Genomic DNA, 17,842 nt, shown 5'->3' on the forward strand with positions numbered 1-17,842 from the left:
TTGATTGTAATCTATATTGCCATACTCATCATATTTTTGATCTTGACCGTCCTCAACTTGGCATTCCTTCCCCGACTGAAGGCAGCCCCTCCATCCAACTCTTTCGTTTCCCTGTTGATTCCGATGCGCAATGAAGAACGGAATGTGGAATCCCTGATCCGAAATTTGAAATGTCTTACTCATCGATCCCTGGAAGTCATCATATTGGACGATGGTTCGACCGATCAAACGTCAGAGCTCTTGAGGAAGTCGATTGGTGATGATCCCTTTTTCAAGGTCATAGCCGGCAAACCCCTCCCGGAAGGATGGATCGGGAAGGTGCATGCCTGCCATCAACTAAGCGTTGAAGCAAAGGGAGAGTATTTGTTCTTCCTTGATGCCGACGTCCGTATCGCGCCTGATACCATAGAAAAGGTGCTTGCCGAGATGGATCGCCGCCGGTCAGGGTTGATCACGGGTTTCCCTCGTTTTCCGGTCAAGCCACTACTTGGGAAGCTACTCGTTCCCTTTCAGCACTTCTTGGTCTTCTTCCATCTGCCATTGGTCATGGCAAATTATACAACGTTTCCTGCCTTCACGGCTGCTCACGGCGCCTTCATGTTCTTTAAGCGGGACGCCTATGAAAGCATCGGCGGGCATCAAGCTGTTCGATCATCCCTCCTCGAAGATGTACATATCACAAGGCTGGTGAAGAAAAAAGGATGGAAAGCGACCCTGATCAATAACACGGAAGACGCCGTCTGCCACATGTACGACACGAATCGTGAAGTGTGGGAAGGGTTCTTGAAGAATATCTATATCGGCCTTGGCCAAAACCCCTTCATGGTGGGGGTGTCATCCTTATTTTATTTCGCCTTTTACTTCCTCCCGCTGCCGCTGTTCGGCTACGGGATCATCAGCTTGCAGGAGATCTACTGTCTCCCGCTGATCTTGGTATGGGCACAGACGTTCATTATCGACCGCACATCCAATCAATCCCCCCATCATTTCTGGCTGATGCCACTGGCCAGTCTGGCCTTGATCGCCATTATGTGGGCGTCCATGTTGAAACGGATAAGAAAACAAAGCTACAAGTGGAAAGGAAGATCATATTGAGTGGGAAAGTCATCGTTATCGGGTCCGGACTTGGCGGCCTATCGGCGGGCATCACCCTTCAATCCAAAGGGTTTGATGTGACGATTATCGACGAAAATGTCCACACCGGAGGCAAGATGATGCCGGTGGATGAGAACGGCTTCCATTTTGATTTTGGACCTAATACCATCACCATGCCGGACATTTTTAGAAGAGTGATCAATGACGCCGGTGGTGATGCGGATCGCTATTTTCGCTTCACCAAACTGACAAAGCATACAAAGAATGTGTTTCCGGACGGAAGGGTCCTTTTCCAGTCAACGGACCCCGAGGAAATGAAAGAATCACTCTCTGCTTTCGGAGATGGGGAGAGGTATGAAGCCTATTTGAAGGAAGTGAGGAGGCTGTATGACCTTGCTGAAAAAGGCTTCTTTTATCGTGTATTCAATTCTTGGAGGGATTATCTATCGCCTTCCCTCTCCGCCCACTTCGCAAAGGTGAGGCCACTTGAAAAGATGGACCATTTCCATAGACGGTTCTTCCGCCACGCTGATGTGCTGAAGGTTTTCAACCGGTACGCGACCTACATCGGTTCATCTCCTTATCAATGTCCTGCGACCTTTTCCTTGATCGGACACCTTGAAATGAATGATGGTGTCTATTACACCCAAGGGGGGAACACAGGAATCGCCAAAGGATTCTCGGCTTTCTTCAAAGAACACGGGGGAGTGATCCGCTCCGGCACGAAGGTGAAGAAAATCCTGGTCGAGGGAAGGGAAGCGAAAGGCATCCTGACCTCTTCTGGTGATGAAGTGAGGGGTGACTATGTGATTGTGAACGGAGATTACATCACGGCTACCAAAGAACTTCTCGACGAGCGTGAGCGACCGTCCACTCCCGATCGGAAGCTTGATGCATACGAACCTTCCATCTCGGCATTCGTTATCCTCGCAGGGTTGCGAGAGTTCCAGGCCGATATCCACCACCATCAGGTTTTCTTCACGGATGATTACAAAGAGGAGTTCGACGACATCTTCAATAAAAAGAGACTGCCGAAGGATCCCACTATCTATATCAGCCATTCCGCAGCCACCGACCCAGGGGTGACGAAGGGTAGCAATTTGTTCATCCTGGTCAATGCACCTGCGGTCAATCTGACGGAAGAAGAAGCTATGAGGTACAAAAACAAAATTTATGATGCGCTGGAACAAAAGGGGATCCCCATCCGGAGTCAGCTTGAGTACGAGAAGGTGATGACTCCGGATGCCATCAAGGGGAAATTTTCCGCATACCGGGGAGCACTTTACGGGATTGCTTCCCATACGATGACGGAAGCGTTCCTGCGGCCCTCCAATGTAAGCAGGGATGTGCGGAATCTCTTTTACGCAGGGGGGACGACCCATCCAGGCGGGGGTTCACCCATGGTGACAATCAGTGGCAAAAACGTAGCGGATTTCATCCTTACACGTCATGGGAAGAGATAAATGATGTATTCTTCATGAATTTTTGTTCTATCCCGGCCATATTTTTGGTAAAGTGTATAATGATGATGCCAAATGGAGCATCCACCATTATCGAGAAACAGTTAGGAGTCTATCACTATGAGTAAGCGAATTTTATTTACAGGCGGGGGTTCTGCCGGTCATGTCACCGTCAATACAGCGCTCATTCCCCACTTTGAAAAAGAAGGCTGGGCGATCACTTATATCGGATCCAAGGACGGAATTGAAAAAGAGATCATCACAGATCAATTCCCTCATATTCCCTATAAAGAAATCTCAAGCGGGAAGCTGCGACGCTACTTTTCGTGGAAGAATTTTTCCGACCCGTTCCGAGTGATGAAGGGAGTCCTCGAGGCTCTTTCCATCATTCGCAAAACCAAGCCGGATATCATCTTTTCAAAAGGAGGATTCGTGTCTGTGCCGGTAGTGATGGCAGCCAAAATCGCCAAGGTGCCGGTTGCGATCCACGAGTCCGATGTGACGCCGGGCCTTGCGAATAAACTGGCCGTCCCATTTGCGACGAAGATCTTTACTACATTCCCGGAAACTGTGAATGTCCTGCCTGCCGAGAAATCGATTTGTGCAGGTGCCATCATCCGCGAAGAACTCTTCACCGGTGATGAAAAGGAAGGTCGTCGCCTGACCGGATACCACAATCTGAAGCCGGTCCTCATGATCATGGGGGGAAGCCTCGGGGCAAGAAAGATCAATGAAGCCGTAAGAAGCAACCTTGGGGATCTTTTGAATCATTTCCAGATTGTCCATATCTGCGGGAAAGGCAATGTGGAACCCCATATGGAACAACCGGGATACAAGCAGTACGAGTTCATCAAAGGTGACTTGCCTCATTATCTCGCCATGACGGACTTTGTCATTTCGAGGGCAGGATCCAATTCCATCTTTGAATTCCTGGCCCTTAAAAAACCGATGCTCCTGATTCCCCTGTCCAGGGAAGCGAGCAGGGGGGACCAGATCCTCAATGCCAATTCCTTCGTCAAGCATGGCTACGCCCTGAAGCTTGAAGAAGAAGAAGTAACCGCGGAAACGTTCCTCCAGCATGTGAAGGAACTTGAAAGCAAACGGGATGAGTACGTTTCGGCCATGGAAAACGCCGATAAGGCATATACCATCCAGGACATGTATGAAGAATTATCCACCATGAGTAAATGATGCGTCTTTTCACCCGTCGATGTACATAAACTGTACAAACGGTTGAAAGGAAGAGAGGCATGGCGTATCAGTATTCGAAAGGCTGGTATCTCCAGGAACTGAAGAAGATGGGGATCTACCACCATCCGGTTGATAAACGAAAGCTTGAAAGCTATAAAACCTTCGTCATCCGCAATCTTTATTTCGAAAAGGTGAATAAGAACTAACAGAGAGACTGGCACAAATGTGTTTTAATCATGGTAAAACCCGAATTCATATTCCTGGGTACAGGCATATGGTTCGGGTTTTTCTTTTTTTAATCATGACTATATTAATGCTTAGAGTATTTGAATGGAGTGCAAGACGGAGGTTCCTGTGTGGCAGATTAGCTTAGGTGGAACCTCCCGGATTGCCGAGGGGTACCCATAGAAGGTGAAGCAGCCTTGCAAGTAAATCATGAGCGATTTAAGGGAAAGGAACTTATAAGGATCGTGTTCGTCAGGAGATTGGCTTTATCCCTTGGTGATCTTTTCGGCGAGAACATCGTTTGAAACGCTTGAAAATCTCTTTGGTCGGATGTCTTGCAACCTTTGGCATAAGTTTTCGATGCCGTGCTGATACAGATAGATGATGATGGCGTACAGAATGCTCACGCCATATAAGGCATGCTTATTCAGGTGCAGAAGTCTGTACAGTCCTTGTTTCTGAAAGAATGCCGTCATGGGGTAGGCAAAAAAGTAATTCACCGCTCCGTTCAGGAATAAGAATAGGGGGAAGGAATGAAATGACAGCTTGAACACCCAAATGGTCGCTGCGAAAAATGGACCGATGATGAATGAAAGATCGGCCAACACCTGCGCCTTTTTATTTCCTTTCACCTTCCACAGTTTGAGTACAGGGTTGATGAAAGAAACAACAGTCAATATGAATGACACCAAAATGGCTGCGGGTGAAAAACGAAGAATATCCGACCGCCGTATAAAGATCAGGCTGATCCACGACAGGATCACTAGTAGTACGCGAAGAATCATGGGAATGCCCCTCCTTAAGATTTTACTGACAGTTTGCCTGATTAGGGGGGAATTATGTACAGAACAACGATACAAAAATAGACACCGGCATGCCGGTGTCTTTGGTTAAGCCTCCAACGCCTCTTCTTCAGCCTGCTCCTGCTGGTAAAGGTAAAGCGTATAGAGATCTTTTGGGATTTCGTATAAGTCATAAACATCTTCAGCCGCATTGAGCTGATGGTATAGGGATGCCCTGGATTCGTTTGCATTGATGACATACGGCAGTTTTTCCGCTGCTTTTCTTGAACGTGCATTCACCTTACGGATTCTCATGAAGATCGTTTCCATCCCGAGCTCATAGAAAAGTTCGTGGAAGAAGGCATCCTTAGCGGGCTGATTATAGCCTTTTCCGTGGTAGGGCTTTCCGAGCCACGTCCCGAGGAAACCGGCCCCTTCCTGAATGTCATAAAGATTGATGGTCCCGATTGGACTACCCCATTCATCGGTGATGGTACGGGAGATGAGTTCCCCGCGTTCTTCTGCTTCAATGGTTTGTTTCGTCAAGAATAATAGTTCTTCGTATGAATGTGCTTTTTGACGCACAAAAGGGAAGACATCCGGATGCACCATGAGGTCGAATAGTTCATGACACTCATTAAGGTCCCGTCTCTTGATCATAGTAGACCCTCCTTGAGGGCAGTCCCGTTGTGAACGATCCACCCTCGAAATTTTTAAATGGTAACTAAAAAATTTCGGGGTGGGAATCGAACCCACTAAGACCAGTCAAGAAACTGGTGGCGCACCTTTTGCCTTCCCTCCATTACAATCGCCCTATCTATAAATAGATCGCGTGTTCAGAACAATGTAATAGGAAATATTCTATATCCTTTCTGTATCATATAAGATAATCGACAAAAAGGGAATAGGGTAAATGCTGTTTTTTTGTATTTATTTTTTTAAGATTGTAAACGTTGAAATGCCAAGCGGAAAAAACGGTCCATCTCATGCCTCGCAAGGGCTGAAGGCGTTTGTATCTTTCGGCTTCACCTCCCTGTTAAAGGTTGCTGAAAGCCGTCCGTCCGTTCACCAGCGTGAGCACGGGTTTCGCCATGAAATGGAATGGGTGGTGGGTCCAGAGTACGAGGTCAGCATCTTTCCCGGCCTCGATGCTGCCCACACGGTCCGATACGCCAAGGTTCCGCGCCGGGGTGAGGGTGATCCCCTCAAGTGCCTTCCCTTCATCAAGACCCTCCCTCACGGCGATGGCTGCGCACATATTCAAGTATTGAATCGGGGTGTAGGGGTGGTCCGTTGTGATCGACACTTCGACGCCTGCTTCCGTCAATTTTTGATAGGTCATCCAGCTTTTATTTTTCAGTTCGACTTTGGAGCGCCTTGTGAATGTCGGACCGACGGAAACTTTGAGGTTGCGGCCCTGAAGTTCGTGTGCAATGAGATGCCCTTCCGTACAATGTTCGATCCGAAGGTCTAGGTTGAACTCGTCGGCGAAGCGGATGGCAGATAGGATGTCGTCGGCCCTGTGGGCATGGATCCGGACCGGGATTTCCCGTTTCAGTGCAGCGACCAGGGGAGCAACTCTCAGGTCATCAGGCTGATCACAATATTTAGCCGTGAAGAAAGCTTCCCTGAGCATCCCCATGATGCCCATGCGCGTGATGGAATCATTGTTCCCGTTACTGTGGATCCGTTTTGGATTCTCTCCCAGTGCAAGCTTGAGCCCCGACGTCTTCCTGACGATCATGGAGCTGATGTTCGAACCGAACGTTTTAATGACAGAGGTGGTGCCCCCGATGACATTGGCGCTTCCAGGCATCACATTCACCGTCGTCACCCCGTACTTCAATGCGTCCGTAAAGCCCGGGTCAAGGGGATAGACACCGTCGAATGCCCGGACGTGGGGAGTCATGGGCTCGATGGTTTCGTTCGCGTCATTCCCCGCCCAGCCGGTCCCTTCATCATATAATCCCAGATGGGTATGGGCATCGATAAGCCCGGGGAGAAGATGACGCCCCCCGCAGTCGATCCAAGGGATATCGGTGGCTTCGAAGGCACGTGCATACACCTGCCTGATGATTCCGTCCTCGATCAGCACAGAGCCATTTTGAATCGGAGGACTTGAGATGGGATAGATGGTTGCATTGGTTAAGAGTAATCGATTCATAAGGTCGTCCCTTCCTTATCAGGTAATAATTCTATTGTAATCAATCCTGCCTGATAATAGAAGTCATCTTCTCTTCCTGCTCCGCAAGAAAGTAAACAATACGTAGAGTGCTATCCCGCCGATGGCAATCGCGGCCAACGGTTTGATGTACCGTACGCCAATCACTTCGATGTGCTGCCAGTGTGTACCGAGCTGCATGCCGACAAGCAGGAACAGGAGCGTCCAAGGAAACATGGCGGCAAATGTATACAAACAGAAAGAAGAGAGGGGCATCCTCGACATCCCAGCCGGTATACTGATGGCATGCCGTACAACCGGGATGAACCTGGCCGTGAAAACGACAAAAGTGCCGTGTTTTTCAAACCATTTCTCCGCGGCCTCGATATGCCTGGGTGGCATGAGAAGGAATTTTCCATATCGATCAAAAAACGGGCGACCGCCATAGCGACCAAGCCAGTATAAGAAAACCTGAGCCAGGGTCCCTCCGATCATCCCGCTCAGCATGGCCCCCACAAGACTGATCTGTCCTTCATGAACAAGGTAGCCTGCATAGCCGAGCACAAGCTCGCTTGGGATCACTTCCACCATGAGGGCCCCCGCCACCCCGATATACCCCCAGTCACCCAGCGTGGATAAGAGCTGAAGGATCCAATCCGTATCCATGGTCATCCACCTCCTAAAGGACTCCTGTAAACTGCAGAATTAATATAGCGATACCCAAAGCCCAAACATAGTAGGAGAAAACCTTCAATGACCGTTTCTTGAGAAAATTGATCATCCCGACGATGGCGAAGTACCCGAAGAGCCCGGCACTCACTGTTCCGATGAGGAGACTTGTGAAGCTGATGGCTTCGACGTGTCCACTGAAGAGGTCTTTCCCTTGAAGGACGATGCCCCCGAGTATTGCCGGAGTGGAGAGCAGGAAAGAGAAATAAGCGGCTGTCTCCCGGTCCAGCTTCCTGATGAGCCCCGCAGCAATGGTTAGCCCAGAACGGCTCAGGGCCGGAAAGATGGCGGCAGCCTGAAAGCTCCCGATCACCAGGGCATCGGTATAGGTGAGGTCCTGCAGTTTTTTGTAACCGCCTTTCACATTGTCAGCGAAATACATGATGAAGCCGGTCGCAAGGAATTCCCACCCGATGGTAACACCATTTTTGGAGATGCTGTCGAAAAAATCCTTGAACAGCAGCCCGACGATGACAGCCGGTATCGTGCCGATAACGAGGATCAATGATAATTTTGAAAACGGATGCCTGATCATGTGAAGAAGCTCTTTTTGATACACAACAAGGACTGCGATGAGTGTACCGATATGGAGCATTGTATCGAGGAATAGTCCGGCTTCCTCCAGACCGAAGGCGAGTCTCCCGAGATAAAGATGACCCGTGCTCGAAATGGGCAGGAATTCCGTCAACCCCTGGATGATCCCGAGAATGAATGCTTCTAATTTACTCAACACAAGACCGCCTTTCTTTTCCAATGGTATGGACAAACCCATTCCTTTCACTTATATTCAAAAAGAGTCTAATCTATGAAAGTTTTCCAGTCTGTGAAACTTTTGATTAGCTCATGCGTACATATATATGAACTTATTATTTTTTATGGAGGATTGAGAACGTATGGAAAGACCAATGCCCACCAGTGACGAGAAATTGATGGCCATGCTCATCTATTTGTCAAGTTTGTTTACTTATTTTATCGGGCCGCTTATCATTTGGCTCATTAAGAGGGAAGATTCGGAGTTCGTAGATTACCATGGGAAAGAGTTTCTCAACTTTATGATTTCATATACAATCTATGGGATTGTTGCGAGTATCCTGATGATTGTCCTGATCGGTTTCATTCTGGCTCCGATCGTCGGCCTGATGGCGTTCATCTTCACCATCATCGCGGCCGTTAAATCTTATGGCGGGGAAACATACCGGATCCCGACTGTCATCCGCTTCATCAAATAAGTCAAAAGTCCCTGTTTTAGCAGGGGCTTTTTTCTTTATTCATTGACAAATTTACCCTGAGATTGATAACTTTATAGAATCCACTAGGAGACAATAGGCTCCAGCCGGCACAGCCGGGGAACAGGGGGAAAGCATTGACAAGACTGGATAACAAAGATCGGCTGCTTCAATTGAGGCAGATCCTGAGCGAAGAGACAGATGAAGAAAGGGAGAAGACCCTGGATGACCTTATCCTTCGCTTCAAACAGCAATATGGCCCCGATGTGAAGTTGAATAAGCATTCACTCAAAGATGATATGGAGCATCTGATCCAGAACGGGTTTGATATCACTGTGAATCAGGAAAAAGAAGGGATGCCGAAGTATTACAGCCATCAGTATCGCCTTTTCGAACTGTACGAGCTCCGCATGCTCATCGACGCAGTCGTTTCGGCGAAATTCATCTCAAAAAAAGAAACCCGCCAGCTGACTGGTAAGATCCGACGCTTAACAAGCGTCCATCAGGGGAAGAAGCTGCAAAATGAAATTCAGATCGATTCTTCGATCAAAAGTGAAAACCCCTATATCCGCCTTGCGATACATAAAATCCACGAAGCCATCGAACAAAGAAGGGTCATCACCTTCCAATATGGCCGGTACGATGTGGATAAGAAATTCCAGCTCAGCCATGAAGGAAGAGTCTACCGAGTGAAACCGTACGCCCTCGCCTGGGCGAATGACTTCTATTACTTGATCGCTTATTATTTTGAAGCAGGAGAAATCCGTCATTACCGGGTCGATAGGCTTCAGAATGTAATGGAAACGGATGAAACCTTCGCGTATGAATCGTTCGATGTTTCAAGTTATACCCAGTCGACCTTCCATATGTTTGCAGGGGATGAAGAATGGATCAAGATCCGCTGCCGCAATAATTTGATCAATGTGATTATCGATAAGTTCGGCAAGGATATTTCGACGACGCGGGACGGGGAAGACCATTTCATCCTTACAACCAAAGCCAGGATAAGTGACGGCCTGGTGAACTGGATCCTTGGCTTTGGCTCCAAGATGATGGTCCTGTCACCGGACACCCTTCAGGACACCGTGAAAGAAGAGGTGGAAAACCTTCACAGTCTATATGACCATGACTCGTGAACCGAGGGACCGGGCAGGGGTACTATTGATCGAGGATGGCTACATCGCCCTGATCGAACGCATAAAGGATGGGCGAATCTACTATGTGATCCCCGGCGGCGGGATTGAACCCGATGAAACCCCGATGGAAGCTGCATGTAGGGAAGCACATGAGGAGCTTGGGGTAACGGTTTCATCCATACAGCCATGTATGATGTTCGAGCAAAAAGGTGTCCATCATTATTTTCTTGTGGGAAAATATGAAGGGACGTTCGGAACAGGGAAAGGGGACGAGTTTACAGGACATCGAAGTGGGAGCTATAGGCCCGTCTGGATGTCGCTTGACGAAGCGTTGTCTACGACCCTGTACCCCGAACAAGTGAAATCGTTTTTAGTGAATCGGTAAGGAGGAAACATCATGAAGATCAACGGAGGACTTGTATTGGAAGGTGGGGGCATGCGGGGGATCTATACCGCAGGTGCCCTTGAATACTTCCTTGAGCAAAGAGTGGACTTTCCTTATGTGATCGGGGTATCGGCCGGGGCATGCAACGCGGCATCGTACCTATCGAGACAAAAAGGTAGAAATCGCAAGGTCAATGTCGATTTCATCCGTGACCCCCGCTATTTGTCCTGGAGGAATTACTGGAAGACCGGAGAGCTTTTCGGGATGGACTATGTTTTTGAGGAAATCCCCCGGAGGATCGTGCCGTTCGATTTCGATGCGTTCGCCTCGAATGAGAGTGAATTCGTGATCGGGACGACCAACTGTGAAACAGGAAAACCCCAGTATTTCCGAAGAAGCGACTATGGGGATGAGCTCCTCACAGCGATCAGGGCATCCAGTTCCCTCCCGTTTGTTGCCCCCATTGTGAATTTCTTTGGTCACGAACTGCTTGATGGCGGCATCAGCGATCCAGTGCCTTTCCAGCAGGCGGAAAGGGATGGATATAAGAAGAATGTAGTGATTTTAACGAGGAACCGCGGATATATGAAAAAGCCGTCACGGTTCTCCTATTTCGTGAAGCGGAAATATCCGCAGTATCCCCAATTGTACAATGCGCTGAAAAATCGGTATCTCCATTACAACCAAACGATTGCTGAACTCGAGGAAAAAGAGCGTAGGGGGGAAGTCATCATCATCCAGCCCCAAGAACCCCTCCAAGTAAGCAGGATCGAGAAAAACCCTGTTAAACTGGATACTCTTTACCAACAGGGGTATCGAGACGCAGAATCACAGCTGAACCGAATCTTATCATGGACATAAGAGGCTTAATCATAGGAAATCCGAATTCATTAGCTTAAATGCAATTGAGTTCGGTTTTTTTTGTTAACTGGCCATTTAAATCCACTTGCTTCTAGCGGTTCTGGTGTGACATGAAGATTCCACCGGGAAGAGTAGCTGATGTGAGACTCCTCAGGCTTACGGGCTACAAGGGGAAAGCGGAGTCCTGCAAGCAACATCATGAGTGGGAATAAGAACTAATAGATTGTGTTCGTCCTCTAATGGTCCCTTTTCGTTTTGCCTCAAGTTCTTTCCTGTTCTGTATATGATGGATGGTTCATAGCATAGTAGAGATTCCTGCTTGAAAGGACGGGCTTAAATGAATCTCTATCAAATCTACAAGAACGAGCAGTATACCCTCCTTTTCAGGGGAACGATGTACTTCCTTGTGGGTGTCGGCATGCTCCTCGTCATACATGAGCTTTTCTATTTTCCCCTTTTGATTTTCATACCGGCCTGTTCCAATCTGTATCTTTCGCTCAGTATGAACAGGGAGCTTCGAAAAGCGTACCGGATCTGGTTCCGCGAGCTGCCGGTATCAAGCAGCACATTGATCGGAGTATCGGCGAAGGAAGGATATTTCTACGTGAAAACCAACGGGTGGGTGAAGTATGCCGTTCATCGGCAGCAGCCGCTCAGCTCAAGAAAAGAATATGCCTTTTTCAGGGAGAATAAAGATCCCATTTCTATTTTAAAGGGGAAGCGGGTCCTGAACATGGATCACCCCGTTGAAAAACGGTTCATCTTAAAATATGCCAGTCGGACCGCCCTCGAGTGGAGGAGTCTGGAAAATGATAAAATCCTGATTTATAAGGGGGCCGAGAAGTGGATATTAAACTATAATGGCGTAAATATATTTGCCATCCAAAATGGGATTCTCCCGGCGCATCTTCATTCCATTTTCGATGCCCACCACACCTTGATTACGCTATTTGAATCCTACTCAGATGAAATGGACTGGTTATTTGCCTTTCTTTGGCATCTCGATCAGGAGTTTTATATTACTCCTTGAAAAGATCATACTCTTGAAAAAGAACGTGTGTTCGTATATAATCAGTTCATACTAGGCAGAATGGAGTGGGCTTATGGACTACTTGATGAGGAAGGCAATCGAAGAAGGGACCCCATTGAAAATCATCTATATCGATCGGCAATCGCGGCTGAGCGAGAGGATCATAACCGTTGAGACCATAACCCCCACCCATGTTCGTGCCTACTGTTATACAAAGCGGGCACTCAGGATGTTCAGGCGAGAGAATATCCTTTCAGCCGGGATGATCCGGGATAGGAAATATGGCGCATGAATGAGCCGGTACCTGTTTCCCGTCAGGGAGTTCGAACGATACTATGCAGGATCGGCAAAAACTCAATGCTTGACAATCAATTTGGATTGAGGCGATAATCAGTACATAATCGAATAGGTTTCCTTCGGGGCAGGGTGGAATTCCCTACCGGCGGTGATGAGCGTATGCTCTCAGTCCGTGACCCGGCTAATGGTTATTAGACGGTGGATTTGGTGAAACTCCAAAGCCGACAGTGAAAGTCTGGATGGGAGAAGGACCGGCAAGTGTGTATCTCTGATTTTTTTAAACAATCAGGATAGATGCTTTATTTCGTCATGCCAAACTTCCCCCAAGACTTCGTTCTTGGGGTTTTTTTATGAATGAATCAGGAGGTGAAAGATCAAATTGGAACCAAATGAATACATGAAGCTTGCCCTTCAGTTGGCAAGGTCCGCTCAAGGCCAGACTTCACCAAACCCCGTCGTGGGAGCAGTGGTTGTCAAAGATGGCCGCATTGTCGGCACCGGAGCGCATCTCAAGGCGGGCGGACCCCATGCAGAGGTCCATGCAATCAGGGAGGCGGGTGATAGAGCCGAAGGGGCAGATATTTACGTGACCCTGGAGCCTTGTTCCCATCACGGACGTACGCCTCCGTGTGCAAACCTGATCATCGAGAGCGGGATCAAGCGCGTCTTCATCGCTTGTCAGGATCCCAATCCCCTTGTAGGAGGGAAGGGAATCGAGCGGCTGAAGCAAGCGGGCATCGATGTCCACCTCGGCATGGGAGAATCTGAAGCACTTGAGCTCAATAAGCACTTTTTCCACTTCATCCGGACAGGCACACCCTATGTGACACTGAAGTCTGCCGTGACATTGGACGGCAGGACTGCTTCTTCGTCCGGAGACAGTAAATGGATCACAACAGAACAATCAAGACTGGACGTCCACTATGATCGTCACCGGCATGACGCGATATTAGTTGGAGTCAACACCATCATTCAAGATAATCCACACCTGACCACCCGTTTGCCCCAAGGTGGAAAAAACCCCATTCGACTTATCGTGGATACGCACCTGCGTACCCCGATTCATTCCCATATCATTCAAGATCGTCAAAGCCCGACCATCCTCATCACAGGATGCGAGGTGCCTGAGGCCCGTAAACAGGCATACATTCAGGAGGGATGTGAAATACTCTCCCTATCTGGCCCAACCATTACCATGAAAGAACTTGTTGCTGAACTTGGTAAAAAATCGCTTGTATCGGTTTATGTAGAGGGTGGCAGCAGCATTCACGGAAGCTTCCTTCAGGAGGAGGCCTTCCAGGAGCTCATCCTTTATATGGCCCCGAAACTACTCGGAGGACGGGACTCGTTCCCGAGCTTCGGCGGAGATGGATTCCCATCCATAGCCGAAGGAATCCTGGTGGAAATCAAAAGCGTTGAAACAATCGGGAAAGATATGAAGATTACCGCGGTACCCCAGGAAAGGAAGGAAGATTGAGCATGTTCACAGGAATCATTGAAGAAATAGGCAGTGTCAAAGGAGTCCGCTCATCCGCCTCTTCCATGGAGCTGAGGCTTGCTGCAGGAAAGGTCCTGGGTGATGTGGCGATCGGAGATAGTATATCGGTGAACGGAGTATGCCTGACGGTCACCACATTTTCAAAGGATGAGTTTACGGCAGATGTGATGCCTGAAACCTTCAAAGGGACGTCCCTCAGAAACCTTAAAACGGGAACAAAGGTCAATCTTGAGCGCGCCATGGCGGCAGGAGGCAGGTTCGGCGGTCATTTCGTCAACGGTCACGTGGACGCAGTGGGTACGATCAAAAGTCTCCAGGAATTGGAGAACGCCCTCTACGTCACCATCAACATCCCTTCAGAACTCACTGTGTTTTTCGTCCAGAAGGGATCAGTCGCCATCGACGGTACATCTCTGACCGTATTCGGCATCACAGACGATTCCATCACGGTCTCGCTTATTCCGCAAACGAAGGAAGATACGGTCCTCGGATCCAAGAAGATCGGTGACGAGGTCAACATCGAATGTGACATGATGGCCAAGTATTTTCACCGGTTCTTCACAAAGAAAACTGACACAACAGCTAAGAAAAGCTTGAGCTATGACTTCCTATCGGATCATGGCTTCGCTGACTAACCAAGGAGGGAATAGGATGTTCAACACAATCGAAGAAGCCATCCGCGATCTCCGCGAAGGTAAACCCGTCATCGTCATCGATGATGAGAACAGAGAAAATGAAGGGGATTTCATCGCCCTTGCTGAAGGTGTCACGCCGGAGGTCATTAATTTCATGGCCAGGGAAGGGCGGGGGTTGATCTGCACGCCCGTAGATGAGGAGATTGCCGGTCGACTCCATTTGAATCAGATGACCTCAACCAATACGGATCACCACGGGACAGCGTTCACGATCAGTGTGGATCATACTTCCGCCAAGACTGGGATCAGCGCATTCGAACGCGCCCACACCATCAAGGAATTAGTGAATCCTCTCTCGGAACCGGAGGATTTCAAGCGACCCGGGCATGTGTTTCCACTTGTGGCAAAACCAGGTGGTGTGTTGAAGAGGGCGGGACATACGGAAGCAGCCGTCGATCTCGCCCGCTTGGCAGGTTCGACACCCGCAGGGGTGATCTGTGAAATCATGAACGAGGATGGCAGTATGGCACGGGTCCCCGACCTGAAGATCCTGGCTGAAAAGTGGGGACTTTCGTTCATCACGATCGAAGAGCTCATCCGGTTCCGAAGGAAAGAGGACAAGCTGATCAATCGTGAGGTGGAAATCAGCCTGCCGACTGATTTCGGGGACTTCAAGGCGATCGGTTATACAGAAGTCCTCACGGGTAAAGAGCATGTCGCCCTCATTAAAGGGGAATGGACAGAAGAAGAGGAAATCCTTGTCAGGGTTCACTCGGAATGCTTGACAGGGGATGTATTCGGGTCCAACCGCTGTGACTGTGGTCCCCAGCTGGCAACGGCACTGACCCAGATCGAACATGAGGGGAAAGGGATCCTGTTGTACATGAGGCAGGAAGGACGCGGAATCGGACTGATCAATAAGCTGAAAGCGTACAAGCTTCAGGAAGAAGGCTATGATACCGTGGAAGCAAATCATAAGCTCGGCTTTGATGCCGATCTGAGGGAATATGGCATCGGTGCCCAGATCCTGAGGGATCTTGGGGTGAAGAAAATGAAGTTGCTGACCAATAACCCCAGGAAAATCGCGGGGATCAAAGGCTATGGTCTCACCATTTCCGAGCGGGTTGCGATCCAGCTCCCCTTCAAGGAAGCAAATGAAAAATATTTGAAAACAAAACAAGCCAAGCTAGGGCACTTATTAAAATTCTAATCATACCAATGGAGGGAAACATCATGACAAAAACATTTGAAGGAAATCTTGTAGGTACAGGCCTGAAAGTGGCCATCGTCGTTTCGCGTTTCAACGAATTCATCACATCCAAACTCCTCGGGGGTGCGGAGGATGCGCTCAAACGCCATGGTGTCGAAGAAGCGGACGTTTCAGTCACATGGGTGCCGGGAGCATTTGAAATCCCGATGATTGCCAAGAAACTTGCCCGTACAGGGAACTATGACGCCGTCATCACACTTGGTACGGTGATCCGCGGAGCGACACCACACTTCGAATATGTAAGCGGGGAAGTGGCAAAAGGAGTGGCCAACCTGGGGATGCAAGAGGAAATCCCTGTCATCTTCGGAGTATTGACAACCGATACGATCGAGCAGGCCATCGAGCGTGCTGGGACTAAAGCAGGGAATAAAGGCTGGGAAGCGGCTGTTTCAGCAATCGAAATGGCGAACCTGATCCGTTCCATCGAACAAGGATGACTATTGGCAACACACTCTTTATCTGCTAAAATAAAGTCTTGTGGCTCCCCGGAGTAATCCGGGTGACGCGGGTAGGGAGAGGGCAGTTTTATAGGAAGATTGTATGAAAGCATTTGAACATGTGTTTAAGTTTAAAGCGCATGGCACTTCACTGAAACAGGAAATGCTTGCAGGGTCGGTTGGCTATTTCACCATCGTGTATATCATCGCCGTTAACGCTCTGATTCTTTCTGAAGCTGGTATACCGTTTGAAGGAGCCGTATTGGCGACGATCCTGGCGTCATTCGTCGGATGTCTCGTCATGGCGTTCTGGGCGAATGCCCCCATCCTTCTAGTACCTGGCATGGGAATCAATGCGATGTTTACGTTCACGCTTGTGAAATCCTCCGGCCTCAGCTGGCAGGAAGCACTCGGTGTCGTCCTGATATCAGGGATCCTTTTCATGGTCATTGCGTTTACGCGTCTTTCTGGCGTACTGACGCAGGCCATACCCCAGGTGCTGAAAGAGGCCATTACGGTCGGCCTCGGGATGTTCCTCATGTTCATCGGCCTTGAAAAGGGCGGGATCATCCAGAGGGGGGAGAGTTCGATCATCACGATCGGGGACTTCAGTGATTGGAAGGTTGTGGCAACCCTCCTCACATTACTCCTCACGCTGTTCCTTTTCATCCGGAATGTGAAGGGGCAATTCCTTTGGAGCATCGCTTTCGGAACCATCCTCGGACTGGTGCTGGGAATCGAGCCTTCTACGGCATCCTCTACATTCCATTGGAGTGAGTATGGTGATGTCTTCGGACAGGTTTCGTTCAAAGCGATCGTGGATATCCCGTTTTGGATTGCCGTGTTTTCCATGACGATGGTCCTCGTATTCGAGAATATCGGGCTTGTCAGCGGACATACGGCCATGATCGGGCAGGAGCATAAGTATCCTAGAGCGTTTCAGGCCAATGCATTTTCGGCATTGACGTCCGGTATCTTCGGCACAAGCCCCACTGTTTCTACGGTGGAAAGCGCTGCTGCCATGACCGCCGGAGGGCGTACGGGGATGACCTCATTCACCACTGGCGTCCTGTTCCTAGCTTCGGTTTTGTTCATTCCTTACCTGAAGTGGATTCCGGATCATGCGATCGCGCCGATCCTCATCGTGATCGGAGGCGTGATGATCCAGAATATCCGACATATGGACCTGGGCGATCTGACAGAAGCCCTTCCGGCGATCTTCATCATCGTCATGATCCCATTCACCTACAGCATTGCTGACGGGATTGCATTCGGATTCGTTCTGTATCCGATCCTGAAGGTGGCAACGGGTAAGGCAAAGGAAGTGTCTTTGACACTATATATCATTGCGGTATTGTTCCTTCTGAATTTCATCGTCCATGCGATTCATTAGGAAAAAACAAGCACGTGCGCCTGTCGCACGT

20 protein-coding genes and 1 riboswitch are annotated in these 17,842 nt (G+C 49.0%); of the genes, 15 read left to right on the top strand and 5 right to left on the bottom strand.

Features of this window, described 5'->3' with window-relative positions; all coding sequences use genetic code 11:
* The 4 genes from AF331_RS03855 to AF331_RS21740 all read left to right on the top strand — a co-directional run bounded on the left by AF331_RS03855 (position 1) and on the right by AF331_RS21740 (position 3,952).
* Complete coding sequence (locus tag AF331_RS03855; RefSeq protein WP_152915531.1) at positions 1-1,095, top strand: glycosyltransferase family 2 protein; 1,095 nt, start codon at positions 1-3, stop codon at positions 1,093-1,095.
* Positions 1,092-2,558 carry a phytoene desaturase family protein gene (locus AF331_RS03860; RefSeq protein WP_053426836.1) on the top strand — a complete coding sequence of 489 codons (1,467 nt, stop codon included), beginning with the start codon at positions 1,092-1,094 and terminating at the stop codon, positions 2,556-2,558. Before AF331_RS03855 ends, AF331_RS03860 begins: the two co-directional genes overlap by 4 nt.
* Positions 2,559-2,675: 117 nt before the next feature.
* Positions 2,676-3,746, top strand: coding sequence for an undecaprenyldiphospho-muramoylpentapeptide beta-N-acetylglucosaminyltransferase (locus tag AF331_RS03865; protein WP_053426837.1), 1,071 nt, complete (start codon positions 2,676-2,678; stop codon positions 3,744-3,746).
* A 59-nt stretch (positions 3,747-3,805) separates the two neighbouring features.
* Positions 3,806-3,952 (top strand): YflJ family protein, encoded by a 147-nt coding sequence (locus AF331_RS21740; protein ID WP_082346713.1) that lies wholly within the window; start codon positions 3,806-3,808, stop codon positions 3,950-3,952.
* Between the two features lie 285 nt (positions 3,953-4,237).
* Here the strand turns inward: AF331_RS21740 and AF331_RS03870 are convergent, their stop codons facing one another.
* From AF331_RS03870 to AF331_RS03890, 5 genes are all read right to left on the bottom strand, one after another.
* On the bottom strand, positions 4,238-4,756 hold the full coding sequence (locus tag AF331_RS03870) for a hypothetical protein (protein WP_053426838.1): 519 nt from the start codon (positions 4,754-4,756) through the stop codon (positions 4,238-4,240).
* Positions 4,757-4,861: 105 nt separating this feature from the next.
* Positions 4,862-5,413, bottom strand: a complete 552-nt coding sequence (locus tag AF331_RS03875) for a GNAT family N-acetyltransferase (RefSeq protein ID WP_053426839.1) — start codon at positions 5,411-5,413, stop codon at positions 4,862-4,864.
* A gap of 376 nt (positions 5,414-5,789) precedes the next feature.
* Positions 5,790-6,917: an amidohydrolase gene (locus tag AF331_RS03880; RefSeq protein ID WP_053426840.1), complete on the bottom strand. Its 1,128-nt coding sequence runs from the start codon at positions 6,915-6,917 to the stop codon at positions 5,790-5,792.
* Positions 6,918-6,980: 63 nt separating this feature from the next.
* Positions 6,981-7,580, bottom strand: coding sequence for an undecaprenyl phosphate transporter UptA (gene uptA, locus AF331_RS03885; RefSeq protein WP_053426841.1), 600 nt, complete (start codon positions 7,578-7,580; stop codon positions 6,981-6,983).
* Positions 7,581-7,593: 13 nt separating this feature from the next.
* Positions 7,594-8,373, bottom strand: coding sequence for an undecaprenyl-diphosphate phosphatase (locus AF331_RS03890; protein WP_053427776.1), 780 nt, complete (start codon positions 8,371-8,373; stop codon positions 7,594-7,596).
* Between the two features lie 163 nt (positions 8,374-8,536).
* Between AF331_RS03890 and AF331_RS03895 the strand changes: the two genes are divergently transcribed.
* From AF331_RS03895 to AF331_RS03945, 11 genes are all read left to right on the top strand, one after another.
* Positions 8,537-8,872 (top strand): DUF4870 domain-containing protein, encoded by a 336-nt coding sequence (locus AF331_RS03895; RefSeq protein WP_235576306.1) that lies wholly within the window; start codon positions 8,537-8,539, stop codon positions 8,870-8,872.
* 134 nt (positions 8,873-9,006) lie between these two features.
* The gene (locus tag AF331_RS03900) at positions 9,007-10,005 is read left to right on the top strand and encodes a helix-turn-helix transcriptional regulator (RefSeq protein ID WP_053426842.1); all 999 of its coding nucleotides are present in this window, start codon (positions 9,007-9,009) and stop codon (positions 10,003-10,005) included.
* Positions 9,995-10,390, top strand: a complete 396-nt coding sequence (locus AF331_RS03905) for an NUDIX hydrolase (RefSeq protein WP_160316481.1) — start codon at positions 9,995-9,997, stop codon at positions 10,388-10,390. Before AF331_RS03900 ends, AF331_RS03905 begins: the two co-directional genes overlap by 11 nt.
* Positions 10,391-10,402: 12 nt before the next feature.
* Positions 10,403-11,251, top strand: coding sequence for a patatin-like phospholipase family protein (locus AF331_RS03910; protein ID WP_053426844.1), 849 nt, complete (start codon positions 10,403-10,405; stop codon positions 11,249-11,251).
* A gap of 337 nt (positions 11,252-11,588) precedes the next feature.
* Entirely contained in the window at positions 11,589-12,281 is a 693-nt protein-coding gene (locus tag AF331_RS03915; protein ID WP_053426845.1) for a hypothetical protein, read from the top strand.
* Positions 12,282-12,354: 73 nt separating this feature from the next.
* Entirely contained in the window at positions 12,355-12,573 is a 219-nt protein-coding gene (locus AF331_RS03920) for a hypothetical protein (RefSeq protein WP_053426846.1), read from the top strand.
* Positions 12,574-12,689: 116 nt separating this feature from the next.
* Positions 12,690-12,833, top strand: a riboswitch (FMN riboswitch).
* A 124-nt stretch (positions 12,834-12,957) separates the two neighbouring features.
* On the top strand, positions 12,958-14,055 hold the full coding sequence (gene ribD / locus AF331_RS03925) for a bifunctional diaminohydroxyphosphoribosylaminopyrimidine deaminase/5-amino-6-(5-phosphoribosylamino)uracil reductase RibD (protein WP_152915532.1): 1,098 nt from the start codon (positions 12,958-12,960) through the stop codon (positions 14,053-14,055).
* 2 nt (positions 14,056-14,057) lie between these two features.
* The gene (ribE, locus tag AF331_RS03930) at positions 14,058-14,711 is read left to right on the top strand and encodes a riboflavin synthase (protein WP_053426847.1); all 654 of its coding nucleotides are present in this window, start codon (positions 14,058-14,060) and stop codon (positions 14,709-14,711) included.
* 16 nt (positions 14,712-14,727) lie between these two features.
* A complete protein-coding gene (locus AF331_RS03935; RefSeq protein WP_053426848.1) occupies positions 14,728-15,921 on the top strand; it encodes a bifunctional 3,4-dihydroxy-2-butanone-4-phosphate synthase/GTP cyclohydrolase II in 1,194 nt (397 codons plus the stop codon).
* A gap of 23 nt (positions 15,922-15,944) precedes the next feature.
* Positions 15,945-16,418 (top strand): 6,7-dimethyl-8-ribityllumazine synthase, encoded by a 474-nt coding sequence (gene ribH / locus AF331_RS03940; RefSeq protein ID WP_053426849.1) that lies wholly within the window; start codon positions 15,945-15,947, stop codon positions 16,416-16,418.
* Positions 16,419-16,521: 103 nt separating this feature from the next.
* Complete coding sequence (locus tag AF331_RS03945) at positions 16,522-17,811, top strand: NCS2 family permease (protein ID WP_053426850.1); 1,290 nt, start codon at positions 16,522-16,524, stop codon at positions 17,809-17,811.
* Positions 17,812-17,842: the final 31 nt, after the last annotated feature.

Origin of the sequence: Rossellomorea marisflavi, assembly GCF_001274775.1 — a bacterium.
In the GTDB taxonomy this organism is placed as follows: domain Bacteria; phylum Bacillota; class Bacilli; order Bacillales; family Bacillaceae_B; genus Rossellomorea; species Rossellomorea marisflavi.